Raw genomic sequence first — 24,626 nt, 5'->3', positions numbered from 1 at the left:
TTTCTATGAAAAAAGTGACATCCACGCTGCTGGCGGCAGCGATGGCGACCGGTCTGACGGGCGGTCTGGGCGGGGCGGCGCAGGCCGAAACCCAGGGCGTGACCGCAGACGAGGTGATTTTTGGGTCGGTCAATGATCTGAGCGGTATTTTTGCCGCCGTGGGCGTGCCGGCGGTGAATGGCGCGAACCTGCGGTTCGACGAAGCCAACGCAGCGGGTGGTGTGCATGGTCGCCAGATCCGGTTCGTGGTCGAAGACAATGGGTATCAGATTCCGCGCGCGATGCAGGGCTATAACAAGCTGCTGAATCGCGACAAGGTGTTTGGCATGTTGTTGTCGCTGGGCACACCAATGAACATCGCCGGGTTCAAGCTGTTGGACCCCAAGGGCATCCCGAATGTCGGTCCGCTGTCTGCTGCGCGTGAAATGTTGTCCGAGCCGCTGGATAACAAATTCTCGGGCTTTTCGAGCTATTGGGATCAGGTCCAGGCCGGTGTTAAATATCTGGCAGGTGAATTCGACTCCAAAGAGATTTGTACCATGTACATCCCGTCCGATTTCGGCAAGGAAATCGCCGAAAGCACCAAGGATGTGACCGCCGGGCTGGGTCTGACATTTGGCGGGGAAACCACGCATAAACCAGACGAGCTCGACTTTGTCGGGTCGCTGACCAAACTGAAGGCGGCAGGGTGTGACGTGATCACCATGGCGCTGGGTGTGCGTCAGGGGATCACGGTTGTTGGCACGGCAAAGAAGCTGGGTTGGACCGACGTGAAATTCATGAACACATCCGCCGGGTTCCTGGGCGTTGTGGCGGCTGTTCCGGGTGGCGTGACCGAGGGGCTGTATGCCTCGGCTGGCTGGGTCGATCTGAATGCACGTGCGGCGGACGAGGCCCCGGCCAAATTCATCGCGGACTACAAAGCCAAATATGACCAGCCAGCGGGCGGGTTCGCCATGTTGGGCTATTCGGCGGCTGACACGGTCGTGCGTGCTCTCGAAGCGGCAGGACAGGATCTGACCCATGAGAGCTTTATCAAGGGGATGGAGAGCCTGGATTATTTTGATGCACTGACCGATTCACAGATCTCCTATAGCGCGGACGATCACCGTGGTGCGGATGACATCGTCATTTCCATTGTCGAAGGTGGCATGTGGAAGGAACTGGATCGTCAGTAAACACTGCGGTTTATCGGATTGGGGCCGGGCCGGGAGGGGGCCGGCCCCTTTTTTGTTCGAGACCTGTTGGGGGTGTCATGGGGGCCGTCGCGCCGGTGCCGGTGGCGAGATTGGATGCGGAAACACTTGAAATTATCACATTCAAATGTGATTATGGGTTAATTGACATTCCCAGGGATCCCATGATGCTGACACGCCGACATTTCATGACCACCGCCGGGTGCAGCATTGCTGTGGCCGGATCGGGTGCCAACCGCGGGTGGGCTGCATCTGAGATCACTCTGGGTCAAATGCAGATTCAAACCCTGTCGGATGGGCATCTGAGCTTGCCCCCGGATTTCATCTTTGGTCCGATGCCCAAGGATCTGTTGCCCCCGGTTCTGAAGGCCAACGGGATTGCAAGCGGACCGCTGACCCCGGAATGCAATGTGACCCTGGTGCGGGATGGTCAAAATGTGGTGCTGTTCGACGCAGGGTCCGGTCCGGCGTTTCAGGACACGGCCGGTCTGTTGGTGGATGCGCTGGATGCCGTCGGGCTGGTGCCCGACGATGTGACGCATGTGGTGTTCACCCATTGCCACCCGGACCATTTGTGGGGTGTTCTGGATGATTTTGATGATCCGCTGTTTGCCAATGCGGAACACATGATGGGCCAGACCGAATGGGACTATTGGTTCGATCCCGAAACCGTGAACACCATCCAGACGGAGCGGGCCACAATGGCTGTCGGTGCCCGGCGTCGGCTCGAGGTGTTGGAGGATCAGATGACCCTGTTCGGTGCGGGTCAGGAGATTTTGCCGGGCGTTGCAGCCGTGGCCAGCCCCGGGCACACGCCCGGGCATATGTCATTCGAACTGCGCCAGGGCAGCAACAGCGTCCTGGTGGTCGGGGACGCGATCGGGAACCACCATGTCGGGTTTGCCCGTCCGCAATGGCATTCCGGGTCTGATCAGGACCAGGTCCAGGCGGCGGATACGCGACAAATGTTGCTGGATCGTCTGGCTTCGGAACAGATGCAGTTGATCGGGTTCCACCTGCCGGGAGGCGGGATCGGGCGCGCAGAGCAGACAGATGACGGTTACCGTTTCATCCCTGATCCGGTGTAAACACTGGAATTTGATCCGCAGACATGTGTTGGATGGGGTTTGTTATCGGTTCAGTTGTGATGTTCAAATAACGCGGGTTTTTGGGTTCAGTTTAATTTTTATTGATTTGTTTCAAAGACCTGACTCTGTGTCCCCGTTGTGATCGGTGACGCAAGAGGCAGTGCTATCGTAAAATAATCGTGAAATTCAGCTTTTTCGAATTTCACGATGGCGTAACTTTGCCCGGAATCATGATACCGAATTAACTATGTTATTCGGAGTTTTTCGGTGAAATCTTTATTGCACATTCGGTTATATGGCACATTTCTGGTGCGTTTGGCAGATGGCAAGGTTGTGCAGCTGGGTGCCAAGCATCAGGCTCTTTTGGGGCTGCTCAGCTCGGCGTCTGATGGCGTGCGGACCCGTAGTTTTCTGGAAAATCATCTCTGGAGCCTGGCGCAACCAGAGCAGGCCAAGGCCAGCCTAAGAACGGCGCTTTCGACGTTGCGCCGGAATCTGGGGCCCGAGGCTGGTGCATTGCTGTCGGCCAATCGCGAACGGGTGATCCTGGACATGGACCGGGTGGAGGTCGAAGAGGGAGCGGGCCCTTTCATGGAGGGGTTTGCCCTGCCGCATGAGGAACAATTCTCGCTGTGGATTGCGCAGATGCGGGGCCCCGAGGACGCGGGTGCGGTCCATCACGCCGCAACGATCGGCGCTGTCGGGGATCAGGGGCGGATCGGAGTCGAAGCCCTGTTGCCGTCGATTGCGGTGTTGCCGTTTGCCAATCGGGCCAGTGCCGGAGGGGGCAACCCTTTGGGTTCGATCCTGGCCGAAGAAATGTCGCGCCTGTTGTCCCGCAGCCAGGGGTTCAGCGTGACCTCGTATCTGACAACCCGGCAATTCAATCCGACCACCGCGCTGACCGGTGACATTGCCCAGACCTGTGGCGTGCAATACCTGTTGACCGGGTCGGTGATTGTCAGCGGCCAGGCCTTTCGTCTGACGGCGGATTTGCAGGACGCCACGCGGGAACGGGTGCTGTGGTCGCGCGACTATTCTGGCAATGTGACCGAACTGTTGGCCGGAGATCCAAGTTCGCTGCTCGAACTGACCGGGCATATCGGACGGACTGCTGTGGGCGAAGCGCTGCGGATGACGACCTTTCGACCGCTTGAGCAACTGGAAAGCCACACGTTGCTGATGGCGGGGATTTCGTTGTTGCAGGACATGCGGGCGCATCGGTTCAATTCGGCGCACGAATTGTTCACCCTGCTGGTGCAGCGCGAGCCGAACCATCCGCTGACCCTGACCTGGTTGGGGTTCTGGCATGTCATGCGGGTGCAAAAGGGCCTGTCCCCGGACCGGGATCAGGACGCCCGCATGGGCGGAGAGCTTGCCGACAAGGCGCTGCAGATCGACCCTGGCTTTTCCTTGGCGCTGACGCTCAAAGGGATGGTGCAAAGTCATCTGAACGGGCGCTTTGATCTGGCTGCCCATTCCTATGACCTGGCGATTCAGGACAACCCGAACGAGGCGCTTGCGTTGTTGCTCAAAGGGGCCATGCGGGCCTTTCAGGATGCTCCGCAGGACGCCGTGAAACTGACCGATGCAGCGCGGCGCCTGTCACCGCTGGACCCGCAAGGCTATTATTTTGATGCCTTGTCGGCCACTGCACAGCTGGCCGCGCATAATTTTGACCAGGCGGTTTTTCTGGCGGATCGGTCATTGCAGGTCAACCAGGCCTATCCCTCTACATTGCGGACCAAGGCGATTGCGCTCGAGATGTCAGGGCAGGGGGACAAGGCGCGCAAGGTGGTGCATGACCTGATGAAAATCACGCCCCAGTTCACGGTTGGCCAATACCTGCGCGAACATCCCGCGGTCTCGTTTCAGGTCGGCCGGGATTGGGCCAAGGCCCTGCAAGCGGCGGGCGTACCGGAATAAAACACATATAAAACAACAAAGTTCCAAGGGAGGAATATTGAGATGGCGATCAGCGGAATTTCAGGTGGTGCGTCCGGCGGGGCATCGGGCGGAGCGTCTGGCGGGGCATCCGGCGGGGCGTCTGGTGGAGCATCCGGCGGGGCATCTGGTGGAGCATCCGGCGGGGCATCTGGTGGGGCCTCGGGCGGGGCGTCCGGTGGCGCGTCGGGGACAAGCGGACTGGATGTCGGGGCCTCTGTTTACGGGGGGGTGACCGCGTATGGCGGGCCGCTTTCGGCCGGGATCATCAGCGCTCAGGACGGGATCGCCGGCCTGTGGGGCGGTCCGGAACTGCCGGTGACCCATCTTGCGCCGAACGCTCCTGGCGTTCTCAAGGAACACGCACCCTGGGTGCGCAGCTTTTTGGGGCTGCATGAATTGCAATCGCGGGTCATCGTCGAAGAAGATCACGATGCGGCCACGGTTGATCTGTTTGCGATTGGCGGCGACAGCAGCGGATTGAGTGCACAGAAACTGATCCATATTTCCCGCCCTGGAGAAGACGTGTTTCAGGCGCAGATGGCGCATGTGCGCAGCTATGGTGATCTGCGTTTGGACAGGTTCGAGGAAATCCACACACAGCTAGGTTTTCCGACACCCTATTACGGGGCAATCGTGTCGCTGCATCCGGAACGCAATGCCTTTGCGCTGGAGTTGATTTCGCTGGCCCAGACATTTGCCGCAGCGGTTTCGATGCGGATCAAACGGGCATTGGCTTGTCGGCGGCCGGACGCCTATTCGGTGTCGGTACAACCGATGATCCCGACGCCGGGGCATCCCAGCTTTCCTGCGGCTCATGCGGTCGAGGCCTTTATTGTTGCAGGTGTTTTGTGGCGGCTGTGTGTACGGGTGGCACCAGATGGGGCGGATGCGGAAACCGTGGCGCACTACACGGCGGCCAACGACCGCCGCCGGGTGATGCTGTATCGTCAAGCGGCGCGCATTTCCGACAACCGGGTGATCGCAGGGGTGCATTTCCCGGCGGATTCGATTGCCGGCGCTTCGATCGGGCTTACTTTGGCCGAGCTGATGGTGCGGGCCGCTGGGCGTGAGATTGACGTGCATGATGTGGCCCTGAACGGGCAGGAGATTGGCGGTCAAGAGTTCACCATGGGGCAGGTGGTTGATGCGGCAACCGGTCAGCGGCGGCTCAGTTCGGGCGGCGACAGTCTGTTTGACGGTGCGCTGGAGGTGACGGCAATTGCCGGTGCGGATGACATTGCCGTGGCTCCGACGCTGCAATGGTTGTGGGAACAGGCGCTGGGAGAAATCCGGTGACAACGCTGACATGGCAGGCCCGGCCGGTGCCACGCTCGGCCGCAGGACATCCGCAGATACGCGACCGGCTGGCTGAATGGCTGTGCGGCGACGGTCTCGATTTCTTGATGCACAAGCAGAAACACGCGGCTGCGCCGGAATGGTGGTTCGCCTTGCGTGAAGGCGGCCCAACTCTGGGAGCAGCCGAACATGGGCTGGACCCGGATCAGACCTATCGGTTGGCGGCCCCCCTCCCATTGGGGCAGGCCCAGTTTCCGGTACCTGTTGCGGCGCAAGCTCCCGATTTGCCGATGGCGGGTGCACAACCCGAGGTGCTGGTTCTGGTGATCGACAATGCCATCTCGCTGGGTCATGAACGATTTCGCTCGGGTCCGGCCAGCAGCCGCATTCACGCCGCGTGGATCATGGACGCAGAGTGGCAGGACGGGCGGGTCCCATTCGGCCGGATGTGGCAAAAGTCCGAGATTGACGCACAGTTGACCACGCATGGCGATGATTTTGACGCGCTGCTGCGCAGCTTTGGTCAGGCACCGTCGCAGGCACCGGGGCTGCCGCTGGCCTGGGGCAACACCGCCCATGGCACCCAGATCGCCGATCTGGCGGCAGGTTATGCCGCTGGCGACCCGGAGGGGACGGCGGTCGGTATCATGGCGGTGCAACTGCCCTCGATGGTGTATTGGGACGCCGTGGGGGCCACGGTGGGCTTTTTTGCCATTCAGGGATTGCGCCGGATGCTGGCCCACGCCCGGACCCAGTTTCCCGGTGTCCCTGTCGTGGTGACATTTGCCTATTCCATAACCGGTGGCCCGCATGACGGCACCCATTATGTCGAAAGCCAGCTGGACGCTGCGGTGGAGGCACATTTGGCCGAAGGCGGCGCTCCGGTGTTTCCGATCATTCCGGCAGGCAACAGCTATGACGACCAGCGTCATGCCCGTGGGCAACTGGATGTTGGTACCGACCTGTCGTGGCGGTTGCCGCCGGGGGATCGCAGCTCGAACGTGCTGGAGATCTGGGTGCCGGACGGGGCCGACCCGACGGTGGCGATCACACTGCCTGATGGCAGTGCGTTTTCGGCCGATGCGGGCATCTGGGACCTGCAACGGGACGGTGATGTGATCGGGCGGCTGGCGTTCGAAGACAGCTTTGGCACCGGGCAGCGGCGGATCCTGCTGATCCTCGCACCTACCGATACCACCGTGGTTCGCGACGCGGCGACCGGGGTGGCGAAACACAGGGCACCAGCCCCTGCAGGGGCCTGGGGGCTGCGGATTTCGGGGAGCACGCCACAGACGGTTCGGGCCTGGATTCATCGCGATGACCAGGATTTTGGGTTTCAACCATTCGAGCCGCAATCCTATTTGGAGGACGCAGCCTATGAGGCCCTGCGCCGCCATCGCCCCAAGGGGCAGGGCGAGACTACAGTGCCCGATGGCGACGTCTCACCGATCAAACGCAGCGGCACGATCAGCGGCTTTGCCGGGTCGCGTCGGGCGTTGACGGTGGCGGGGGCACGGGCGCGCGACCGCCGGTTGTCGAAATACAGTTCGGCGGCGGATTACTCTGGCGGGATCGGCCACATTGCCCCCCTGGTCAGCGCGGTGTCGGATGTGTCCATTGTCAAACCGGGGCTGACGTCGGCCAGCAACCGGTCAGGTGGCAAACGCTGGCGATCCGGTACCAGCGCGGCAGTGCCGGTTGTGGCGCGCTGGCTGAGCAGACAGCTGCGCAGCGGCGGCTTGCCCAGCGTCATGACCGAAGCAGCCGAGGGGCATTTTTCGCTGGACTCGGACCTGGTGCAGGCCCTGTTCGAACGTCAGGGGCTGGGACATCTCAACAGTTTTCCGCTGCCGGGGATCAATCCCATGCGCTAGCTGCGGCGCAGCTCAACTCACCGGCGTGCTCGCGATGAAATCGCAGGTGCGCCGGGCCAATTCCGGCCCCACATCTTCCTGTAGGAAATGCCCGGCTCCAGGCAGGAGTGCATGGGGTTGCCCGTGGGCACCCGGCAGTTTTTGGAACACCCGATCCACCCCGGCCATCACCTTGTCTTCTGCTCCGAACAGGGTCAGCACCGGCGTGTCCAGCGTGTGTAATACTGTCCACGCCTGCCGATTCGGTTCTGCTGCCGGATCCTCGGGACTGTCGGGCACCAGCATCGGAAACTGTCGCGCGCCCGCCAAATGGCTTTCATCCGGGAAGGGGGCGTTATAGGCGGCGATCTCCTCGTCGGTCAGTTTGTTGATCGTTCCGCCATGGACAATGCGCCCCGAATTGAACGGTTCGGCCGCCTGGCTATAGGCGCGCCAGCTTTTGAAGGCGTCGTTCATCGGGTGGTCTCCGGTCGGAAGGGCCGTATTGGCCACCACCACACGGGCAACCCGATCCGGCATGTCGGCCCACAACCGCAGCCCGATCAACCCGCCCCAGTCCTGACAGACCAGGGTGATTTCGCGCAAGTCCAGCTGGATAACTGCGTCCGTCAGCCAATCCACATGGGTCTGATAGCTATAGTCCGCCCGTGCGACAGGTTTGTCGGACTTCCCGAACCCCACCAGATCCGGGGCGATCACACGATGTCCTGCTGCTGTGAAAACCGGGATCATGTGGCGATACAGATAGGACCATGTCGGTTCGCCATGCAGGCACAACACCGGGCCTTCGCTGGCGGGACCTTCGTCCAGATAATGCATGCGGATCGCATCGGGGCCGGATAACGTAAGGTAATTGGAGGCGAAATCATAATCCTTGAGCCCCTGGAACCGATCGTCGGGCGTGCGCAGCACTTGCATTTGTCTCTCTCCTCCCGTTTCTATCCAAGCGTAACAATTCTGCGGCAGCGCGCCATTGGAACGCCACGACACGAAAGGATCAGCCCCCATGAAAGCCATCACGTATCGCAGGCTCGGATCTGCGGCCGATGTGTTGCAGATCGAAGAGATCGGCTGTCCGGCACCAGCCTCGGGTGAGGTCACCGTCGATCTGGTCTATTCCGGGGCCAACCCGTCCGATTTCAAGGCCCGTGCCGGAACCCGTGTCGGCGTCAGCGACCTGCCTTGGCCTTATATCATCCCCCACAGCGACGGATCCGGTGTGATTTCTGCGGTGGGCGACGGGGTGTCGCCAGGCAGGATCGGTGAACGGGTCTGGATCTGGAACGGCCAGTGGAAACGCCCGATGGGCACGGCAGCAGAACAGATCACCCTGCCGTCCGAACAGGCCGTTGCATTGCCCGCGGATGTGAGCCTGGAAACTGGTGCGACCCTGGGCATTCCAGGGCTGACCGCCGCGCACGCCGTATTCTGTGCAGGACCGGTTGCCGGCAAAACCGTCCTGGTGCAGGGCGCGGCCGGATCCGTTGGCCATCTGGCGGCGCAATTGGCCAAATGGGGCGGCGCAAAGGTGATCGCCACCTGCAGCTCCAAAAGCCGGGACCGGGCCAGGACCTCTGGAGCGGATGTGGTTCTGGAATACGCAGCAGCTGATCTGGGGGACCAGATTTTGGCCGCCAACGACGGTCGCCCTGTCGATCTGATCGTCGAAGTCGAGCTGGGTGCCAATATTGATGTTGATACCCAAGTCATTGTGGAAAATGGAACAATTGCCGCCTATGGCTCGGCTCTGAATATGACGCCGACGCTGCCGTTCTATCCATTGCTGTTCAAGGCAGTGACGCTGGATGTTATTCTGATCTACCTGCTGCCACAGGCACAGCGCGCCGCCGCGATCGCGGTTTTGAACGAGGCGCTGCTGTCCGGGGCGTTGCGATCGGAAATTTCAGTGATCTATGACAGGGATGATTTTGTGCAGGCCCATGAAACGCTCGAGGCAGGAAATCGGGCCGGTGGCGTACTGCTCAAGGTCGGTGGAACCGGCTGACTCCCAAGTGGTGTAAGGGGGAGGAAAAAAGTTGTGTTCTTTTTGAAAATCCCCCTTGCGTCGCCCCAAAAGGCGGCCTAAATACGCGCTCACCGATGGGGTGTGGCCAAGTGGTAAGGCAACAGTTTTTGGTACTGAAGATCGTAGGTTCGAATCCTACCACCCCAGCCATCGGCCTTTTCCTGAATGATCTAAACACCTAAGCGATCTGGTTGACCGGAAAGTGCCCCAGTTTCTGCCCCAGTTGGGTTGCACGCTGACTGGTAGCTGATGGGGCTAATATCGCATGCGACGGGTGCTGCCAGGTCGCTAGCCGGGCGCTAACGTCTTCAAAGGCTGATCCGGGAGGGATGTACTTGGATGGGTCTATTTCCGGGGCCTAGGACTGACCCTCGATCCTATCGTTATCCTTTCTACCCGAACCCCCTTCCTTCTTCTGAGGTGTCAGCTAAGGTGCTGGGGAATAGGTATAAGTAATGAATAGAAGGCGTAGGGAGAGACCCCAGGTTCTTCCTTCCTAACCTAGAAGAAAGGTGACCTATGGGAGACATCGAGAACCCCTGGCACTCCCGCCCCATCGACGTCCACCGCTGGTCAGACCATCCCGAGGTTGCGGGCCTGTGTGATCGGATCTGGGACGGGTACCTGCCGAGTGATCAAACATCGGGATTGGAAAGGGTGAAAAATTTGCAATGATCGAGCGACCAAATTTCAGAGATACCAAAAAAGCTGCAACGGTTTTGGATAACTGGCTTGGAGATAGGCAGTACGGATATCGTGATCTGAACCCGCAAATCAAAGCCACGCTGATGTACTTCTCAATAGTATGGAGCATTTTTGAGTTCCAAGCTCTTGATAACAATGCAAGCCCAGAAAGCATCACTAGCTTCGTAAATGAGAAAGTGCCTGCTGACTATGACTTTACCGCGTTCGAAGAGGCCTTCGCATACTATACGCAGAGGTACGTCGAGGAAGGGAAAATCAAGGGCGAACGCTTCAACGCTTTGGTCGGCGGCAGCCAAAAAATGCAGCCGAACAAGGAGACTGTAGCGGGCATACGAAGCGCTCTGCTCGGAAGTATCAGCACGCCCCAAGGAAAGCTAATCGGTCTCCTTCTCGTAGTTTACCGCCTTCGAAACAACGCTTTCCATGGCGTCAAATGGAAGAGGGGTGTTGATGATCAGCACGACAATTTCGAGCAAGCTATTTGCGTATTGATAAACGCTATGGATGCCTTCGTTCCCAAAAAGGAAGCTAGGTGAGTGTAAACGGCTCAACAGCTCTTCCAATCCGCCGCTCATGCTCAGCCAGCCGCTGCAGATAGCCCTCCGACCGGGGCGTCTGCCTCCACGTCACATAGTCCTGGACGTGTTCAGCGGTCGGGTCCACCTCATCCAGGCCAAAGAACTCGTTTGATGTTGGCAATGCCGCCCCACACACCCTTTCAGACGCGAAAGCCATGACCCGCTTCAGCTCACCGACCCGTGTATAGTCGATCAGATAGCTGTCATGGACCGACAGAACTGGAACACCCTGATCCGAGAAATGGCGATGTACCCACTCTGAGATCTGACCATCTAGGTTCATCAGTCGGATACCTTGGTCCTTGAACAGTTGGTCTTCTAGATGGGGTGATCGCTCCAGGAACGCCGCAAGCAGCCTCTCAAGCTGTTCATTGGTCAGGGTTTTGCCTGCATGACCGGTCGGGAAACCATCGCGAAGGCTCTTGAATGCAGAGTCCTTTGACCCTGCGTTGATAGCTGTTAGCACCAGCTTCTTGATCAGAGAGCGTTGCAGTTGTGTCGGGACGCCACCCAAAAGCCGCTCAGAGACTTCATAGGGGTCACCATCCAGTTCCACTCCAGCCTCAAGGCTCAGCAGCGAGACATGCAGACCACGGAAATCCACCTCAACCACGGGGGTATCGTTGATGAATATCCTGGATCTCCAGTCGCTGTTCAGACTTTGCCACCAACCGCCATAGAACCGGCCATTCATTCCCCAGTCTGACCGACTGAAGATCCGGCGGGTTCGCTCATGATACCTGTCAATCGCTACGTCATCGACTCTGGGTGCGTCCAGAACAGGTATATCTATGAAAGCATGGGCAATGACCTCATTATAGCGGCGCAATTCTTCCCGCATTCTAATTGTCTGGTCGGTATCGTCATACTCAACCAGCCCTTCTTCGGTGTCCCGGAGAATTATCAGTTCTTCACCAGTGGCCCGCCCGATGTCATCACGCTGGAACGTCACCTCCGCGAACCATCCCCGCAACACTTCAGAGGCCCGGATCCTCGTTGTTCTGTTTCCCCGAACAAAAGGACCTGAGAAGCTTCCCTTGGCCAAGTCAAGCAGCCCAGCATGATCAAGGGCGTGGATGATCGGGATGATCTTCTTGGAGATGTGAAGAGCGTTATAGCGGGAAGTCGTGTCCCAGTAGTTCGATGACATTGAGACGCCGATGCAGAGCTCCGGGTCTTCCAGCCAAGCCACATAGAGATCCAGGACCAGAACCCGTAACTGGTGGCGGAAGGCGGTCTTCGGCTTCGGCCCCGATGTTTGATCACTCGGCAGGTACCCGTCCCAGATCCGATCACACAGGCCCGCAACCTCGGGATGGTCTGACCAGCGGTGGACGTCGATGGGGCGGGAGTGCCAGGGGTTCTCGATGTCTCCCATAGGTCACCTTTCTTCTAGGTTAGGAAGGAAGAACCTGGGGTCTCTCCCTACGTCTTCTATTCATTACTTATACCTATTCCCCAGCACCTTAGCTGACCCCTCAGAAGAAGGAAGGGGGTTCGGGTAGAAAGGATAACGATAGGATCGAGGGTCAGTCCTAGGCCCCGGAAATAGACCCATCCAAGTACATCCCTCCCGGATCAGCCTTTGAAGACGTTAGCGCCCGGCTAGCGACCTGGCAGCACCCGTCGCATGCGATATTAGCCCCATCAGCTACCAGTCAGCGTGCAACCCAACTGGGGCAGAAACTGGGGCACTTTCCGGTCAACCAGATCGCTTAGGTGTTTAGATCATTCAGGAAAAGGCCGATGGCTGGGGTGGTAGGAAACCTTGCCTCCCATTGATTACTATCGGTTTTTCTGAGTGAGGGGTCGATCTGGGGCGGTTGCTGGGGCAGAACGGAGCCCTAGCGGAGTGAGGCCTGGGGCAGTTGCCGAGCAAAGAGACGGGCAGTTTGGAGCGTCTGGGGCTGTTGGAGTTAGTCCAGGGGAGACCCGGTGGCCCAACCCAGCGTCAGTCGACGACCATCGGGCAGTTCGACCGTCAGAGGCACTCCTCGTTCCGCGTTAACACCGCAGTAATCGCAGAAGACCGAAAAATCGTCATACCAGCGGTGCTCCGGAGAAAACGACTGCACGATCATCGCCGCTGAAGACGTCTGGAACCTGGACGCCTCGACGATGGCTGCTGCAGCACGGTGGAATAGCTGGTAGCGCAGGTCATCTGGTGGTGGGAAGGCCACGCCCAGCATTTCACAGATAGCCGTCAACCTCGTCACCTTGCCTTCACTAGGGTCGCGCAACCACTCTCCGACTGTCGGACCGAACGGCTCGTTGACTTTGGCCTCCACCGAGACGGCGCAGATCCCGGTTGCTGTCGATACCAGAGCGAAGACGTCGCACTGGGACGCTCGCGATCCTCCCGGCAGCGGTACTTTGTGTTCCGGGATCGCCAGCAGCAGTTCAGCATCAGGCCCGAGTATCTGGGCCACTTCGGTCGGCAGGCCATCAGCCGCCTCCCAGGATTGCGCCGCTGAGACTGCTGAGAACCCCTGCCTCCATTGCTTAACAGGGTCAGCCAGCATGGCTCGCCAGTCTTCAGGGCCTGCAGTCGGGACATAGATCTTACGCATGGGGCAACTATCGAGGCTCACCGGCGAACCGTCAACTATGTCTGAGACTGCTGGCCCAGGTTGGATGAGCAGTTCAATAATCAAATAGATCAGCCACGTCCGTGTAGGCCCCATAACTAGGTGCCTGTACTTGCTCCAGCCCGAACGTATAGAAGTGCTTTCTTGCTGCCCGCCATCCCCGAATAAAACTAGGCATGCGGGTTTCGGGACTATCACCTCCTCGCCATGCAGTTGGGTCGATCCACTCACCAAGGGCTAATTCTCTATTGGTTGGAAGTGGGCATTTTGCACCGTAGCTTCTTTGAAGAATCTGCTGCCGTTTTTTCATCGCCCTGCGGACTGTGCTTAACAGCCAACCGTCCAGCTCTCTTAGTGCCTCAGGGTCGTCTAGGAGGCAGTAGAACCCCATCAACCCCTTCATTTTAGGCAACTTTTTTCCGTCAAAAATAAACCCATGTAGATCTGCCTCCGACAACCCGCCGTACAATGATCGGCGCAATTCATATATCAACCCCAGAAGATCCCAGTCGTATTGCTTAGGATGGATACTCGCTCGCGATTTGTTGTAGCCGACGTTGAGATACTGGATAAGGTACAGGTTGATCAGCCTAGAGGCGCGCGTTTTCATCCGGCTTATGGTTTTTTCAGGCATTGACAGCCCAGCATCACTTATTCTGTAGCCGAGGTAGTCAACATGTGGATAGGTCCTCAACTCCTGGGTCTCATCCGAAATTATTGCTATTCCAGGGGATTTCTCGCCATTTAAAACCAAGCCACTGGCTCTACAATGTCCAACAAAGCACTCTTCTATCCGTTGAGCTTGATCGTAGCTGCTGCAAAGTGCCACCACATCGTCCGCAAATCGGACAAACTTGCCAGCAGTTGACGCCAGTTTCACATCTAAATCATGGTTAGCTAGGTTAGCGAGCAGAAGCGAGACTGAAGACCCCTGAGGCGTCCCCTTATATCGCCTTGCAAACTTACCAGCGTTATAGGCTTTCGGCTCAGCCGATCTGTGATGCATAAACCTGTCAAAGACATAGCGCTCATGTGGTGTCAGGCTGATTTTCTTTGCATCGTTAATCTTGGCATCGAGGTACCATGACGGGATATTATCAAAGTATTTTTCGAAATCGATTTGCACCGCAAAAAGCTTACCGTCGTGATCATATTCCTGAAGTGCCAAGACTGCATCGAACACGTTCTTGTCGGGGTGATAGGCATAAGAAGAAGGAGATAGCCGCTTTGTATTGCGATCTCTGGTTCGTTTGAGAACTACGTTAGCCAGTGCAGCATCTGGGATTGAGAAGGCCATAATACTTCTCTTGCTGCCATCCGGCTTTGGTATCTGGTAGTTAATAGCAGGCTCCGGCTCGTAGGTTTTTTCCAAAACCTTGTGCCAAAGCGTCTTCGATAGAAAGTTTGCGTTACGGGAACAGTACTTAGGATCAAAATGCTTGGGCTTTACTAGTGCAGTTTTTGGCTTTGGGATACCTGCTGGGACGCCGGTTCGCTTTTTAAACTACTGTCGGTATTTTTCCTCTTTTTTTGCCTCACGATCTCGCTTTGCAAAGGCTTTCTTCGATAACCGTTTGATTTCTTGCTTAATTGCGTTCTGCATAAATTTTCCAAATTGATCGGCGACGTGGGCTAAGAGTCAGGGATTCCGGTAGGTGTTTTGCTACCCCACCGTCACGCCAGTCGTTATCCAACTGACGCGCCATCGATGCCATGAACATCCGGTACTGCGCCCACGTCGCCTCGGCTACTACGCCAGTAACGGGACGCTAACTCCAAGGTCGCAGGCAGTCAATCTGTGATTGAGGCATCATCCAAAAAACCGAGACTCTTGATGCATCTAAAATAGAAGCAATTACAGGAGCTTGAATTATGACTAATCTGAAATCACTTGACTCTCTGATCCGAGAGCTACTGGCGAACCCACCACCTAAGGCGGTCCTGACAACCCTGCTCTGGGTGGCCTCTCGCTCACATCCCGCAGTCGCTACCCTGACCGTCATTGCGGTCGCCTATGCGTGGAAGAGTGCCGATGACTGACCTGCAGCCTGACGACATCGTAGTCATCCGCGCATCTGAAGACTGGCCAGAGCACCTTTTCCGGGTTTCAGAGGTCTATGACGATTGCGTCGGCGGATATTCGATCACCGGACCTTTTGAAGGCGAATACGGTGAGCCGGATATCGATCTTATTCTCAGGGTCCACTCCCGGGCAACCTAACCCCCCCAAAAATCAGAAAAGGAGGAGACGCATGTCTGCTCAGATACGTTATGCGTACTTGAAGGGCCATACGTGGCTGTATCGACGCAACTGGCCAAAGGACGTGGCGGTTGCACTGGGTCAGCAGGCCCTGAAACAGTCGCTGAAGACCGGCGACGCCTCGACGGCCCGCGTCAGGGCAGCTGAAGTGAACGCTCGCTATGAAACGCTCGTCGTGGAAGTCCGAGCTGGCGCTGAACTGGCCCTGAGTGACCCCCAGAGCACCCGTAACACCCATGGATGGTTGGAGAATCCGACGACCGCCCTTGATCACCTGCGGGCCACTCTGGAGCACTCCGGTACTGTTCTGGAACGCCCCGAGTTCAACCCATTGGTGGCGCGAGAGAAGGTTTCGGTTCGTGACCAGAGCAGAGTATATCTTAACCGACGCAGCAACGAGTTACGGCCCGGTGGGTTCAAATCGGTGCGGTATTCGGTGGGTCTGTTCGCCTCAAAATACGGCGACCGGTCGGTATGCAGTCTGACCCGGTCTGATGGTCGGGAATTCCTTGGGTTGATTGCCCGGTTGTCACCCATGATCGGCAAGTCGGACAGAACCCGGGGTCTGACCCTGGATCAACTGGTCGCCTATTCTGAACTCGCGACGATCAAGATCACCGCCCGGACACAGCGGCGCATCTGGTCTCAGGTCAACCACTGGCTCGAGTCCTGCGTCTATGAGGGGGTCATAGAGGCCAACCCCTTCAACTCGGTTCTGTTCGATCAGAAGGTCAGGCCCCGACCCTATGCCGTACCGACCGATGACGAAGTGGCGCGATTGCTGACAACGCGGGACCCGTTACACCCCGTACTGCTGACCTGTCTGCTATCAGGAATGCGAGCTGGGGAAGCGGTCGGGTTGCTTCGGGAAGATCTGGTGGCAAAGGGGAATCTTGGGTGTTTCGTCCATGTTCGCCCCAACGAACTGCGCCTGCTAAAGACTGATGCTGCAGAGCGGTTAGTTCCCGTGCATTCTCGACTTGATGAGGTGTTCCGCCACTTGCCGTCGGTGGGGCCGCTGTTCCCTGAGTTGACCGTGAATCATGTGACCAAGGGGTTTGCGGCATTGCGTCGGCGATTGCGGCTGGAACGCCCAGGGCTAGTCTTTCACTCGACCCGGAAGTGGTTCGTTACACAGTGCGAACGCACCGGCGTACCCGAACACTTCACGGCCAGCCTCGTCGGGCACCAATCGGCCCGATCTGAAAATGGGCTGACCTATGGCATCTACAGTGCTGGCATCAGCGATGAGCAAAAGCGTGGCATCGTCGATCAGATACGTCTCCCGACAGGGACGGTTGCCTCATGACGATACCTGACATTGATGCGTTCGAAGAGAGGGCCGCTATCGCTGAATACGATGGCGGTCTTTCTCGTAGGGCGGCTGAGAACCTTGCAGCAAGAGCTCAAGGGTTTCGTGACGCTGACGCCTACTGGCAGTGGTTGGCGGACTATGTCGTTAACCGAAGACCACCCTGATGACTTTCCCTCGGCGGCCCTTAGCGGGTTGCCGGGGGATCACAATGACATTTTTTTCTTGCCGCTTCGAATTTACGCGGCGAGAATGGAAGGGAAAACACTGATATTATAGCTGGTTACGTAGTTGAGCTTAGAGGTTTGCAATGAAGGTTAGCGGGATAGCGGACGATACTGGAGAGGCGGTCACTCAGGAAATATCTGATGTTTCAGCCGAAGAACTCCAATCAATGGCAACATTGGATTTGTCGACTGGTGAGTTGAAGGCAAAAATCGACAATTTGGATGTGTCGGCTGATGTAAAGGCGCTTCTGTTCCAAATCGCAACGAAGGTAATCCGCGTCGGGGAGACAGTGGTCAAGATCGGCCAAAAGATACTTGAGACTGTTCTTACTGTTATAAAGTCTTATCCAAACACAACCTTTGGTGTGGTGTTCGGAGCGATAGCAGGGACGCTTATTAGTTCAATTCCAGTGATTGGATGGGTTCTTGGTCCGGTCGTTACTCCCATCCTAATTCTGTTCGGGATGTCCGCAGGAGCAGTCATGGATATTTCAGACAAAGCACTCGAGCGGCGGGTAATGGCATCGTTGGTTGAGTTTGACGCACTCAAATCAGGGGTTAGCTAATGGAGCACGGTTGGTTTGACGGTGTCGATGACGTCGTTCACGACGATCTGCGGTTCAAGGCTAAGCTGGGCATTGGTGAGAACGCCTATACGTCCGTACGAGTGAAAAAGGCGCTATTTGAAGCTTGGGACGTTGCTGGCGTTGCGGCGACAGGGGCTCAAGTTGCTAGCTCTGCGATGATCGCTCAGAAGTTCTTTGCCGCTCCAAGTTTGCTCGCTGCTATGGGAATCGGCACTGCGACTGCGGCCACTCCGGTCGGTTGGATCGCTGCGGCTAGCGTTATATCTGGTGGCGCGTGGCTCGGAATTACCCGTTATCTGAAGTCTAACAACAGCAAGACGACCGTAATTCCCACATTCATCAACACACCGCTGGACGTCTTGGGGTTAGGAATTTTCGACTTATTGGCCCCTCTCGCGATGAAGGTTGCCCAAGTTGACGGAAAAGTCGAAGAAGCAGAAGAAGCAGCCATTAGGCGCTATTTCGTTGAAGAGTGGGGCTATTCGGATCAATTCGCCGAGCGTGGGTTCGAGTTCGTGAAACTTCGACTAGAAGAATACAACATCAAAGCCACGGCGCAAACGCTTGGCGCTTTCACTCGAGATAACCCGGATTGCAGTTTTGAGCATATGTATTCGGACATTATGACCTTCCTGCAAACTGTGGCTGAAGCGGATGGCATCCTGGATGAACGCGAAGAAATGGCCTTGGAACGGATCGCAAAGGTTTTTGCTGATGAAGGAAAGTTTTCCGTATCTAGATCCGTCGCACCGGTGGGTAACGCCATTGGTTCAGCAGCTGCGGCGGTTGGCGGTGTGATTGGCCGCGCTCCGTCGCGAATAGCAAGCTTAAATCCATTGAGGCGAAAAGACGGCGAGGAAGGGAAAACCGAACCAGATATCGAAGGCAACGGCTAGCGTTATCACGCCTCCACAGCCAATCGCCCTCGGTCCAGCCAAAATGCCCCAGGCCTCACTCCGCTAGGGCTCCGTTCTGCCCCAGCAACCGCCCCAGATCGACCCCTCACTCAGAAAAACCGATAGTAATCAATGGGAGGCAAGGTTTCCTACCACCCCAGCCATCGGCCTTTCCTGAATGATCTAAACAGCTAAGCGATCCAGTTGACCGGAAAGTGACCCAGTTATTTTCGGGCCTTCTGAGTGGATTGGCGGAGTGCTGGCACCTGCTAGATCAGATCATTGGTGATGGACGGGAATGTGGCCGCCCTCAGGGTCTTGGCCGTGCTCTGGTGACCCATTCTATCCGCCGCCCCCCTTCCTTTTTCTGAGGGGGCAGCCAAGGTGCCGGGGAATAGGTACAAGTAATGCATAGAAGGCGGTGGGTACCTTCAATACAAGAGCGACATTGCGTTTGAATTGGCTCTGTTTGATAACCAGTCCAAATCAGAAAAGAGAAAATGAAAATGGGATGGATACAGTCCGTGAGCGGCAAGCAGGTCAGTGTCGTTCAACCTGAAGTTTGGATGATTGATATCGAAGATATTGCACATGCTCTTTCGATGTTATGTCGGTTCAATGGCCACGGTACCTAGTTCTACTCGGTTGCTGAACATTCGGTTCACGTTTCTTATGAAATACAGCCGGAGCTCGCTCTTGCGGGATTGTTGCACGATGCGGCTGAAGCCTACCTGGGTGATGTCCCGTCTCCGCTCAAAAAGCACTTGGCTGAATTCAAAATTTTTGAGGACAGGATGGAGCGGGTCATTGCCGAAGCCTTTGGCATTGATGCCAACGACCTGAAATGCCCTGAATTGAAACGTGCTGATGTGCAATTGCTTGTTGACGAAAAGGCGTCGCTGATGGTGCCCGAACCTGCGCCTTGGCCCGAAGGTGCCCCGAGCACAAAGCGGCCTGAGCGTATTCAGGCCTGGTCTGCGAGTCAGTCCAAGGACGAATTCCTGTCTCGGTTTTTTGAATTAACGCGCTCTTGAAATTGGGCCGGCCAACAAAAACCCATGGCGTTTATACGACATGGGTTTGAACAACCAAAGATTATGCTGTCCCCAGTCTTGGGAATGCGGGCAACCAGACAGCTCACTGTTCCGGTTGCCCGCCTTTGAGAGTTCTACTCGACCGGAATAAAATCTCCGGGCTTCCAGCTTTTGTCAAACCAGGGTTCGAGCGGTCCATAGAGACGCATCATCGCATTAAAGCTTCGACCCGGTGCGGTTTGGGCCCAGTTGTTTTCCCGACCTTCCGGAGCTTTGGGGCCGAAGTAGACGGTATAGCTGCCGTCGTCATTCGCTTTTATCCCTTCGCGGTTGGAATCGATTCCGCCGGATTTCTGATCGGTTTCAAGGATTGATCGGGTTTGGCCGCTGTAAAGCATGAAGGACCAGAAGTTGTTGGCAGGAACTGGGCCAGGAAGCGTTACGCTGTATGTCTTGGACCCATCCAGGTAGTCGCCATTCACATCCCGCGCAGTCATCGCATAGACCGAACCGGATCCGACAGGTGGTGAGGTCATGGCAGGCGTAATACCCGTCGCCATGTAAAAGAAGTAGGTCCGGTCATCCAGAATTCGAGCGCCATCTTCCTCGAACAAATAGCTTTGCCGCTGGAAAGGCGAGTTCCACTTGCGATCTTCATAGAAATAGACACCAGGATCACGCGCCGCATATGTAATCGAACGCGCAGTAGCATTGGCGATTGACGCAGCCTCGACCATGATGTCCCGCATCCGGGCATCGGGCTCAAACGGTACCCCTTTTTTCAGACCGATAGAGGCGAAAGTCCCGACAATCTCGGGGTTGAATGCGCCAATCGGATTGTTGTCCAAGGCAACTTTGATTTCGTGAAAGAAATCTTCGTTGTTGGCGTGAACCGTGTTGTATTGAACATCTGAGACATTGATGAATTTCTCGGCCGGGGGATTGGCGGCCTCGGACAGCGAATAGACGTTCAGACCCGCCTTGATTTTCGCCACGGGACCGGCGGTGCTACCGTCGGCATCCGGCGAACGACGCAACAACAGCCAGTGTTCATTGGTTTTTGTGCGCAGCTCGAAATACCCTTCGGGCACGGGCGTTTCATCATCGTGATGAAGCAGCAGATACTTGCCGCCTTTGCCCTTGTCCGCACCCAGCGCACCGATATCTGCAACATATTCAAATGCCGCGTCATCCAGCAGCCCCAGCAGTCCGGCAGGCACTTCGATGACGACCGGGCCGTCCGCGATATCGACGTTGGATCCGATATAGATCGTTGTCGTATTCGGCGTCAGCCAGATCGACCTTGCGTTCATCAGGGTCTCGGTGATGACAATGTCATTCGGCGCAGCGCCTACATCCTCGTATCCCTGGAACATGCCACGAAGCGATGCGATCTTCATCCCATCAAGAAACGCGGAGGTGGCCCGCATCAGATCCAGATTGTCAAAAGTCGTTTGCACGGTCTCTGGCAAAGGCATCCCGTCAAAGAACCGCAAATCACCCAGAGTTCTGGTGCGGACAAGATCGGGCGTCAGAACATTTTCCGGGACAGCCGCCGCATATTCCGCAGTCGACTGCGCGGGCATGACGATCTCTTCTTGTGGTAGCGCCTCTACAGTTTCATCCAGCAGGACAAATTCGACGCGACGGTTCAGGGCGCGACCCTCATCGCTCTTGTTCGAAGCGACCGGGCTGATGGAACCCGCCCCCATGGCAACGAGACGTTCGGGCGCAACATTGTAGGGCTCACCCATCAGAGCATTTCGCACCGCCGCAGCGCGACGATGGGATAGGCTGACGTTATAGTTGAAATCGCCAACGCTGTCGGTGTGACCAACAATGGCCAATCTCATGTTCGGATGCAGCCCCATAGCACTTGCCAATTTGAACAGCACCTGATTTGAAGTGCCGCCCAAATCGGCGCTGTCGGTTTCGAAAAAGCCGCCGCTCATGGAAACGCGGCCCTCTTCGACCAGAACTTCGCGGACGCGTTCGTCCGTCAGTTCCCCAATGGCTTGGGCACGGATGTCTGTTCCGGGTTTGCGCACGGTTTGCGCATGTCCCGTGCTGGCGGCCAATCCAACGGTCAACGCCAAGGCAGCCGTACAGGCCTTGAGCTTAAAGCGTGTTTTCATGGTGAATCTCTCCCTTGTCGTGAACAAATGTTTGCCCCACTTTGTGGCCCGCATTCCGCGGCCCCGTTCAGGGCCACGAGTCTTTGTCATTTGGAACGCCAAATTACTGAGTGATTTTTTCTAGATCCGGCAGAACCCAGCCGCTTTGCAGCCAACCTTCTTCTGGCCCATAAAGGCGGAACAACAGGAAGTAGCTTTCAGGGGTGGGGATCCAGTTGCTTTCGTGCCCTTCCGGTGCCTTTGGGCCAAAATAGATGTCATATGATCCATCGTCGTTGGACTGCATCGTATCGGCATCGCGTGACGACAGGCCAACCGGATCGACGTTGCGGATGAAGCTTTTGGTCTCCATCGAATAAACGATCACTGACCAGAAATCCCGCGCAGGCGTGTCGGCGGGGACGTTCAGCTTGTAGGTGGCGTTGTGGTCATACATGTCGCTATTGCTGTCGCGCAGTCCGGTCAGATAAAAGGTGCCGCCGCCCAAATTCTTGGGCAGGTAAGTGATCCAGAAATAGCTGCCGCCCGCGCGATCATCGACCAAAACTTCGGTGTCGGTTTCATAAGGGAAACCGGCTTCGGCCTGACCTTCGGCAAAGTCCCAGACGAGCCACTGGGTTTTAAGGGTGCCGTCCTTGTCCTTCCACAAGGGAACGGTGGAAAGGCCCGGCTCGACAAAATAGCGCTGCATGGCGGCATAGGCCAGAACCAGCCCTTCGTTCATGGCCTTCACCTGACGCTCGGTCGGTTCAAACGGTTTTCCCTTTTCGATCCCGAGATCCTTGAGGAAATTCACCATGATCTTGTCCTGTGGACGGATCGGGTTGTTCTGAACGTAGTCGTTCAAATCCTGAAAATAGGTGTGATTGTAATAGGGCAGCGAGTCGTATGGGACTTCTGACGCCTCGTGATAGGTGTTGGGGGGCGGGTTGTCGGCCTCGGACAGGTAATAGATCTTGATGGTCTGCGCATAGTCGGCGGCGTCCAGATCGGTGGCCCCGTTGTAAAGACGTGGACGGAACGAAAAGCCGTACTCGTAGGTGTCGGTTTCAAAAGGGAGATACCCGGCGGATTTCATATCCTCGATCGACATGTCGCCGTCATAACCGGGAGGGATCATCAGGTATTTGCCACCTTCGCCCTTGTCAAAACCGTCTGGCCCGACATCAGCAATGGGCTGATCCCATGCATTCACGATGGTACCAAAATAACTGACAGTGTCTGTGGCTGCCGGAACTTCGATCACCAACGGCCCCGGTTCCGAAGTCATCGAGGCCCAGGCATAGGCCGTCACGTCATTGGCCGTTAGAAAACCGTGTTTGGAATCAAAGGGCTTATTCAAATAGATAACATCGTTGTAGTCACCGCCAAGATCCCGGCGGATGCCTTTGAGAAAGTCGATCATCCCAGCCGCAGGCATACCCCAAAGCGCCGTCTGCGTCGCGCGCTGAACCATGATTTGATATTCAATATCTTCGACTTCAGCCGACCGCGCCAGAATATCGCCCGTGTCATTAAAGGTCTGCGCCTGAGCAACATAGCCTGAGAACAACAGTCCCGTGGCGAGTGCGAAGGTGGGCAGGAATTTGATAGATGACATGGCAATCTCCGTCGAAATTTGGGAACCCTAAAAGCAGATTGGATTATTGCATAAAGATGGTTGTCAGAAATATCATTTCACGACAGACTGGAAAAAAGGAGTTTCGCGCTGTCCAAACCGCCTGCAATGATTACCGCAAAAGCACTGGGAGCAATGCCCGATTTTGCTATCTCTGAATTGGGCGAACGAAAAACCCTTTGTCTGTTGTCTGACTCTGGATTGGCTGAAAGTCTGATCAGAGAAAGATTGGGCTATATCCCAGAGAACGCGCTGTGCGAATTCGTGACGGGAATTGGTCGCGCATTGGGCGAAGACTATCTTGGTTTATTATTCTCGCCATATCTAACCGTAAAGGATTATGGCGCTTGGGGCAGCTTCGTACTTGCTGCCCCCGATTTGGGAGCGGCCCTCTTGCGGGCGCAACGCGAAATGAGGTTGCATTCAAACACAGACCGCGTCGAGTTCGTCCAGCAAGGTAACACGGTATCCTACGCGTATAAATTCGGCTTAAAAAACCATGTTAGCTACCCTGATATGGCATACAGTGCCGTTGCCGCCATGCTGAGCATCCCGCAATCATATCTCGGGCAAAACTGGTCTCCCTCAAGAATCGAGTTTGATTTTCCAAAAGAACGCGGGAGTGGACAGGCCGAAGAAACATTTGGTTGCCCGACTTTGTTCGACCGCCCCAAGTTACGACTGGTTTTCCCAAAATCTGTTCTCGCGGCACCGGCACTGAAACCTGGACTCGCAATGCCGACGACGCGAAGCGATATCATCCGGGAACGCCAAACACCGCCAGCGAACATGCTTCAGTCAATTCGGGTTGTCGTGGACATGCAGATTGCCGACCGCAACGCGTCACTCGAACGCGTGTCGCAGGCAATGGGTATTGGGCCTCGCAGCGTTCAACGCCAGCTTTCGACATATGGAACGCATTTTCGCGAGCTTTTGAATGCCGCAAAAATGGATCGTGCCTGTGAACTTTTACGTCTGAAAGGAAGCTCCATAGCCGGAGTGGCTGATGCCTTGGGGTATCGAGAGCCAGGAAATTTCACGCGCGCATTCAAGACACGCTTTGGAACTTCTCCATCAAAGTACGCTCGCTCCGCTTACACATTGGTCAGGTGAATTGGATCCCAGGGCCAGACGCGCACCCTGTTGCCGGAATCTCGCCTTTCGGCAGCAATGACGCCTGCCGGGCAGCGAGTGCGCAAGTGCTGCAAAACACGTATGGCTGGGGCTGGTCGCTCTATCATTTGCGCGATCTGGTCGCA

19 protein-coding genes and 1 tRNA gene are annotated in these 24,626 nt (G+C 56.6%); 14 read left to right on the top strand and 6 right to left on the bottom strand.

Features of this window, described 5'->3' with window-relative positions:
• The first annotated feature begins 5 nt into the window (after window positions 1-5).
• The 5 genes from QEZ52_RS17220 to QEZ52_RS17200 all read left to right on the top strand — a co-directional run bounded on the left by QEZ52_RS17220 (window position 6) and on the right by QEZ52_RS17200 (window position 7,401).
• Window positions 6-1,178 carry an ABC transporter substrate-binding protein gene (locus QEZ52_RS17220; protein WP_406645704.1) on the top strand — a complete coding sequence of 391 codons (1,173 nt, stop codon included), beginning with the start codon at window positions 6-8 and terminating at the stop codon, window positions 1,176-1,178.
• Window positions 1,179-1,360: 182 nt separating this feature from the next.
• Entirely contained in the window at window positions 1,361-2,284 is a 924-nt protein-coding gene (locus QEZ52_RS17215; RefSeq protein WP_406645703.1) for an MBL fold metallo-hydrolase, read from the top strand.
• A 267-nt stretch (window positions 2,285-2,551) separates the two neighbouring features.
• Complete coding sequence (locus QEZ52_RS17210; RefSeq protein ID WP_406645702.1) at window positions 2,552-4,210, top strand: transcriptional regulator; 1,659 nt, start codon at window positions 2,552-2,554, stop codon at window positions 4,208-4,210.
• Between the two features lie 42 nt (window positions 4,211-4,252).
• Window positions 4,253-5,527 carry a phosphatase PAP2 family protein gene (locus QEZ52_RS17205; protein ID WP_406645701.1) on the top strand — a complete coding sequence of 425 codons (1,275 nt, stop codon included), beginning with the start codon at window positions 4,253-4,255 and terminating at the stop codon, window positions 5,525-5,527.
• The gene (locus tag QEZ52_RS17200) at window positions 5,524-7,401 is read left to right on the top strand and encodes a hypothetical protein (RefSeq protein WP_406645700.1); all 1,878 of its coding nucleotides are present in this window, start codon (window positions 5,524-5,526) and stop codon (window positions 7,399-7,401) included. The genes QEZ52_RS17205 and QEZ52_RS17200 overlap by 4 nt, the downstream gene beginning before the upstream one ends.
• 12 nt (window positions 7,402-7,413) lie before the next feature.
• Here the strand turns inward: QEZ52_RS17200 and QEZ52_RS17195 are convergent, their stop codons facing one another.
• Window positions 7,414-8,319, bottom strand: a complete 906-nt coding sequence (locus QEZ52_RS17195) for a haloalkane dehalogenase (RefSeq protein ID WP_406645699.1) — start codon at window positions 8,317-8,319, stop codon at window positions 7,414-7,416.
• A gap of 88 nt (window positions 8,320-8,407) precedes the next feature.
• On the opposite strand from QEZ52_RS17195, the gene QEZ52_RS17190 reads away from it, so the two are divergent.
• From QEZ52_RS17190 to QEZ52_RS17180, 3 genes are all read left to right on the top strand, one after another.
• Complete coding sequence (locus QEZ52_RS17190; protein ID WP_406645698.1) at window positions 8,408-9,406, top strand: NADPH:quinone reductase; 999 nt, start codon at window positions 8,408-8,410, stop codon at window positions 9,404-9,406.
• 96 nt (window positions 9,407-9,502) lie between these two features.
• A tRNA-Gln gene (locus tag QEZ52_RS17185) sits at window positions 9,503-9,577 on the top strand.
• 521 nt (window positions 9,578-10,098) lie between these two features.
• Window positions 10,099-10,668 carry a hypothetical protein gene (locus tag QEZ52_RS17180; RefSeq protein WP_406645697.1) on the top strand — a complete coding sequence of 190 codons (570 nt, stop codon included), beginning with the start codon at window positions 10,099-10,101 and terminating at the stop codon, window positions 10,666-10,668.
• Here the strand turns inward: QEZ52_RS17180 and QEZ52_RS17175 are convergent.
• The 3 genes from QEZ52_RS17175 to QEZ52_RS17165 all read right to left on the bottom strand — a co-directional run bounded on the left by QEZ52_RS17175 (window position 10,661) and on the right by QEZ52_RS17165 (window position 14,670).
• A complete protein-coding gene (locus QEZ52_RS17175) occupies window positions 10,661-12,088 on the bottom strand; it encodes a hypothetical protein (RefSeq protein ID WP_406645696.1) in 1,428 nt (475 codons plus the stop codon). The two genes, QEZ52_RS17180 and QEZ52_RS17175, sit on opposite strands and share 8 nt — an antisense overlap.
• A gap of 538 nt (window positions 12,089-12,626) precedes the next feature.
• Window positions 12,627-13,280, bottom strand: a complete 654-nt coding sequence (locus QEZ52_RS17170; protein ID WP_406645695.1) for a DUF6946 family protein — start codon at window positions 13,278-13,280, stop codon at window positions 12,627-12,629.
• A gap of 73 nt (window positions 13,281-13,353) precedes the next feature.
• A complete protein-coding gene (locus QEZ52_RS17165) occupies window positions 13,354-14,670 on the bottom strand; it encodes a reverse transcriptase domain-containing protein (RefSeq protein WP_406645694.1) in 1,317 nt (438 codons plus the stop codon).
• 660 nt (window positions 14,671-15,330) lie between these two features.
• Between QEZ52_RS17165 and QEZ52_RS17160 the strand changes: the two genes are divergently transcribed.
• The 5 genes from QEZ52_RS17160 (at window position 15,331) to QEZ52_RS17140 (ending at window position 19,614) form a co-directional block, all read left to right on the top strand.
• Window positions 15,331-15,519: a hypothetical protein gene (locus tag QEZ52_RS17160; protein WP_406645693.1), complete on the top strand. Its 189-nt coding sequence runs from the start codon at window positions 15,331-15,333 to the stop codon at window positions 15,517-15,519.
• Window positions 15,520-15,550: 31 nt separating this feature from the next.
• Complete coding sequence (locus QEZ52_RS17155) at window positions 15,551-16,867, top strand: DUF6538 domain-containing protein (protein ID WP_406645692.1); 1,317 nt, start codon at window positions 15,551-15,553, stop codon at window positions 16,865-16,867.
• 313 nt (window positions 16,868-17,180) lie between these two features.
• The gene (locus QEZ52_RS17150) at window positions 17,181-17,663 is read left to right on the top strand and encodes a hypothetical protein (protein ID WP_406645691.1); all 483 of its coding nucleotides are present in this window, start codon (window positions 17,181-17,183) and stop codon (window positions 17,661-17,663) included.
• A complete protein-coding gene (locus tag QEZ52_RS17145; RefSeq protein ID WP_406645690.1) occupies window positions 17,663-18,580 on the top strand; it encodes a TerB family tellurite resistance protein in 918 nt (305 codons plus the stop codon). Before QEZ52_RS17150 ends, QEZ52_RS17145 begins: the two co-directional genes overlap by 1 nt.
• A gap of 794 nt (window positions 18,581-19,374) precedes the next feature.
• Window positions 19,375-19,614 (top strand): hypothetical protein, encoded by a 240-nt coding sequence (locus QEZ52_RS17140; protein WP_406645689.1) that lies wholly within the window; start codon window positions 19,375-19,377, stop codon window positions 19,612-19,614.
• 134 nt (window positions 19,615-19,748) lie between these two features.
• On the opposite strand, the gene QEZ52_RS17135 is transcribed toward QEZ52_RS17140, so the two are convergent.
• Both QEZ52_RS17135 and QEZ52_RS17130 read right to left on the bottom strand, forming a co-directional pair.
• Complete coding sequence (locus QEZ52_RS17135; protein WP_406645688.1) at window positions 19,749-21,749, bottom strand: DUF1214 domain-containing protein; 2,001 nt, start codon at window positions 21,747-21,749, stop codon at window positions 19,749-19,751.
• Between the two features lie 103 nt (window positions 21,750-21,852).
• A complete protein-coding gene (locus tag QEZ52_RS17130) occupies window positions 21,853-23,349 on the bottom strand; it encodes a DUF1214 domain-containing protein (RefSeq protein WP_406645687.1) in 1,497 nt (498 codons plus the stop codon).
• Between the two features lie 153 nt (window positions 23,350-23,502).
• On the opposite strand from QEZ52_RS17130, the gene QEZ52_RS17125 reads away from it, so the two are divergent.
• A complete protein-coding gene (locus tag QEZ52_RS17125; protein WP_406645686.1) occupies window positions 23,503-24,480 on the top strand; it encodes an AraC family transcriptional regulator ligand-binding domain-containing protein in 978 nt (325 codons plus the stop codon).
• Window positions 24,481-24,626: the final 146 nt, after the last annotated feature.

The sequence above is a fragment of the Aliisedimentitalea scapharcae genome (assembly GCF_045277565.1).
In the GTDB taxonomy this organism is placed as follows: Bacteria; Pseudomonadota; Alphaproteobacteria; order Rhodobacterales; family Rhodobacteraceae; genus Aliisedimentitalea; species Aliisedimentitalea scapharcae.
Note: the sequence above shows the minus strand (reverse complement) of the source record. Positions and strands in the feature narration are given on the sequence as shown.

Coding starts and splice junctions, on each gene's coding strand:
- QEZ52_RS17215 (WP_406645703.1), top strand. CDS start 1,361: ATGATGCTGACACGCCGACATTTCATGACCACCGCCGGGTGCAGCATT.
- QEZ52_RS17160 (WP_406645693.1), top strand. CDS start 15,331: ATGACTGACCTGCAGCCTGACGACATCGTAGTCATCCGCGCATCTGAA.
- QEZ52_RS17125 (WP_406645686.1), top strand. CDS start 23,503: ATGCCCGATTTTGCTATCTCTGAATTGGGCGAACGAAAAACCCTTTGT.
- QEZ52_RS17135 (WP_406645688.1), bottom strand. CDS start 21,749: ATGAAAACACGCTTTAAGCTCAAGGCCTGTACGGCTGCCTTGGCGTTG.
- QEZ52_RS17175 (WP_406645696.1), bottom strand. CDS start 12,088: ATGGGAGACATCGAGAACCCCTGGCACTCCCGCCCCATCGACGTCCAC.
- QEZ52_RS17180 (WP_406645697.1), top strand. CDS start 10,099: ATGATCGAGCGACCAAATTTCAGAGATACCAAAAAAGCTGCAACGGTT.
- QEZ52_RS17150 (WP_406645691.1), top strand. CDS start 17,181: ATGAAGGTTAGCGGGATAGCGGACGATACTGGAGAGGCGGTCACTCAG.
- QEZ52_RS17205 (WP_406645701.1), top strand. CDS start 4,253: ATGGCGATCAGCGGAATTTCAGGTGGTGCGTCCGGCGGGGCATCGGGC.
- QEZ52_RS17140 (WP_406645689.1), top strand. CDS start 19,375: ATGGAGCGGGTCATTGCCGAAGCCTTTGGCATTGATGCCAACGACCTG.
- QEZ52_RS17190 (WP_406645698.1), top strand. CDS start 8,408: ATGAAAGCCATCACGTATCGCAGGCTCGGATCTGCGGCCGATGTGTTG.
- QEZ52_RS17145 (WP_406645690.1), top strand. CDS start 17,663: ATGGAGCACGGTTGGTTTGACGGTGTCGATGACGTCGTTCACGACGAT.
- QEZ52_RS17220 (WP_406645704.1), top strand. CDS start 6: ATGAAAAAAGTGACATCCACGCTGCTGGCGGCAGCGATGGCGACCGGT.
- QEZ52_RS17170 (WP_406645695.1), bottom strand. CDS start 13,280: ATGCGTAAGATCTATGTCCCGACTGCAGGCCCTGAAGACTGGCGAGCC.
- QEZ52_RS17130 (WP_406645687.1), bottom strand. CDS start 23,349: ATGTCATCTATCAAATTCCTGCCCACCTTCGCACTCGCCACGGGACTG.
- QEZ52_RS17155 (WP_406645692.1), top strand. CDS start 15,551: ATGTCTGCTCAGATACGTTATGCGTACTTGAAGGGCCATACGTGGCTG.
- QEZ52_RS17195 (WP_406645699.1), bottom strand. CDS start 8,319: ATGCAAGTGCTGCGCACGCCCGACGATCGGTTCCAGGGGCTCAAGGAT.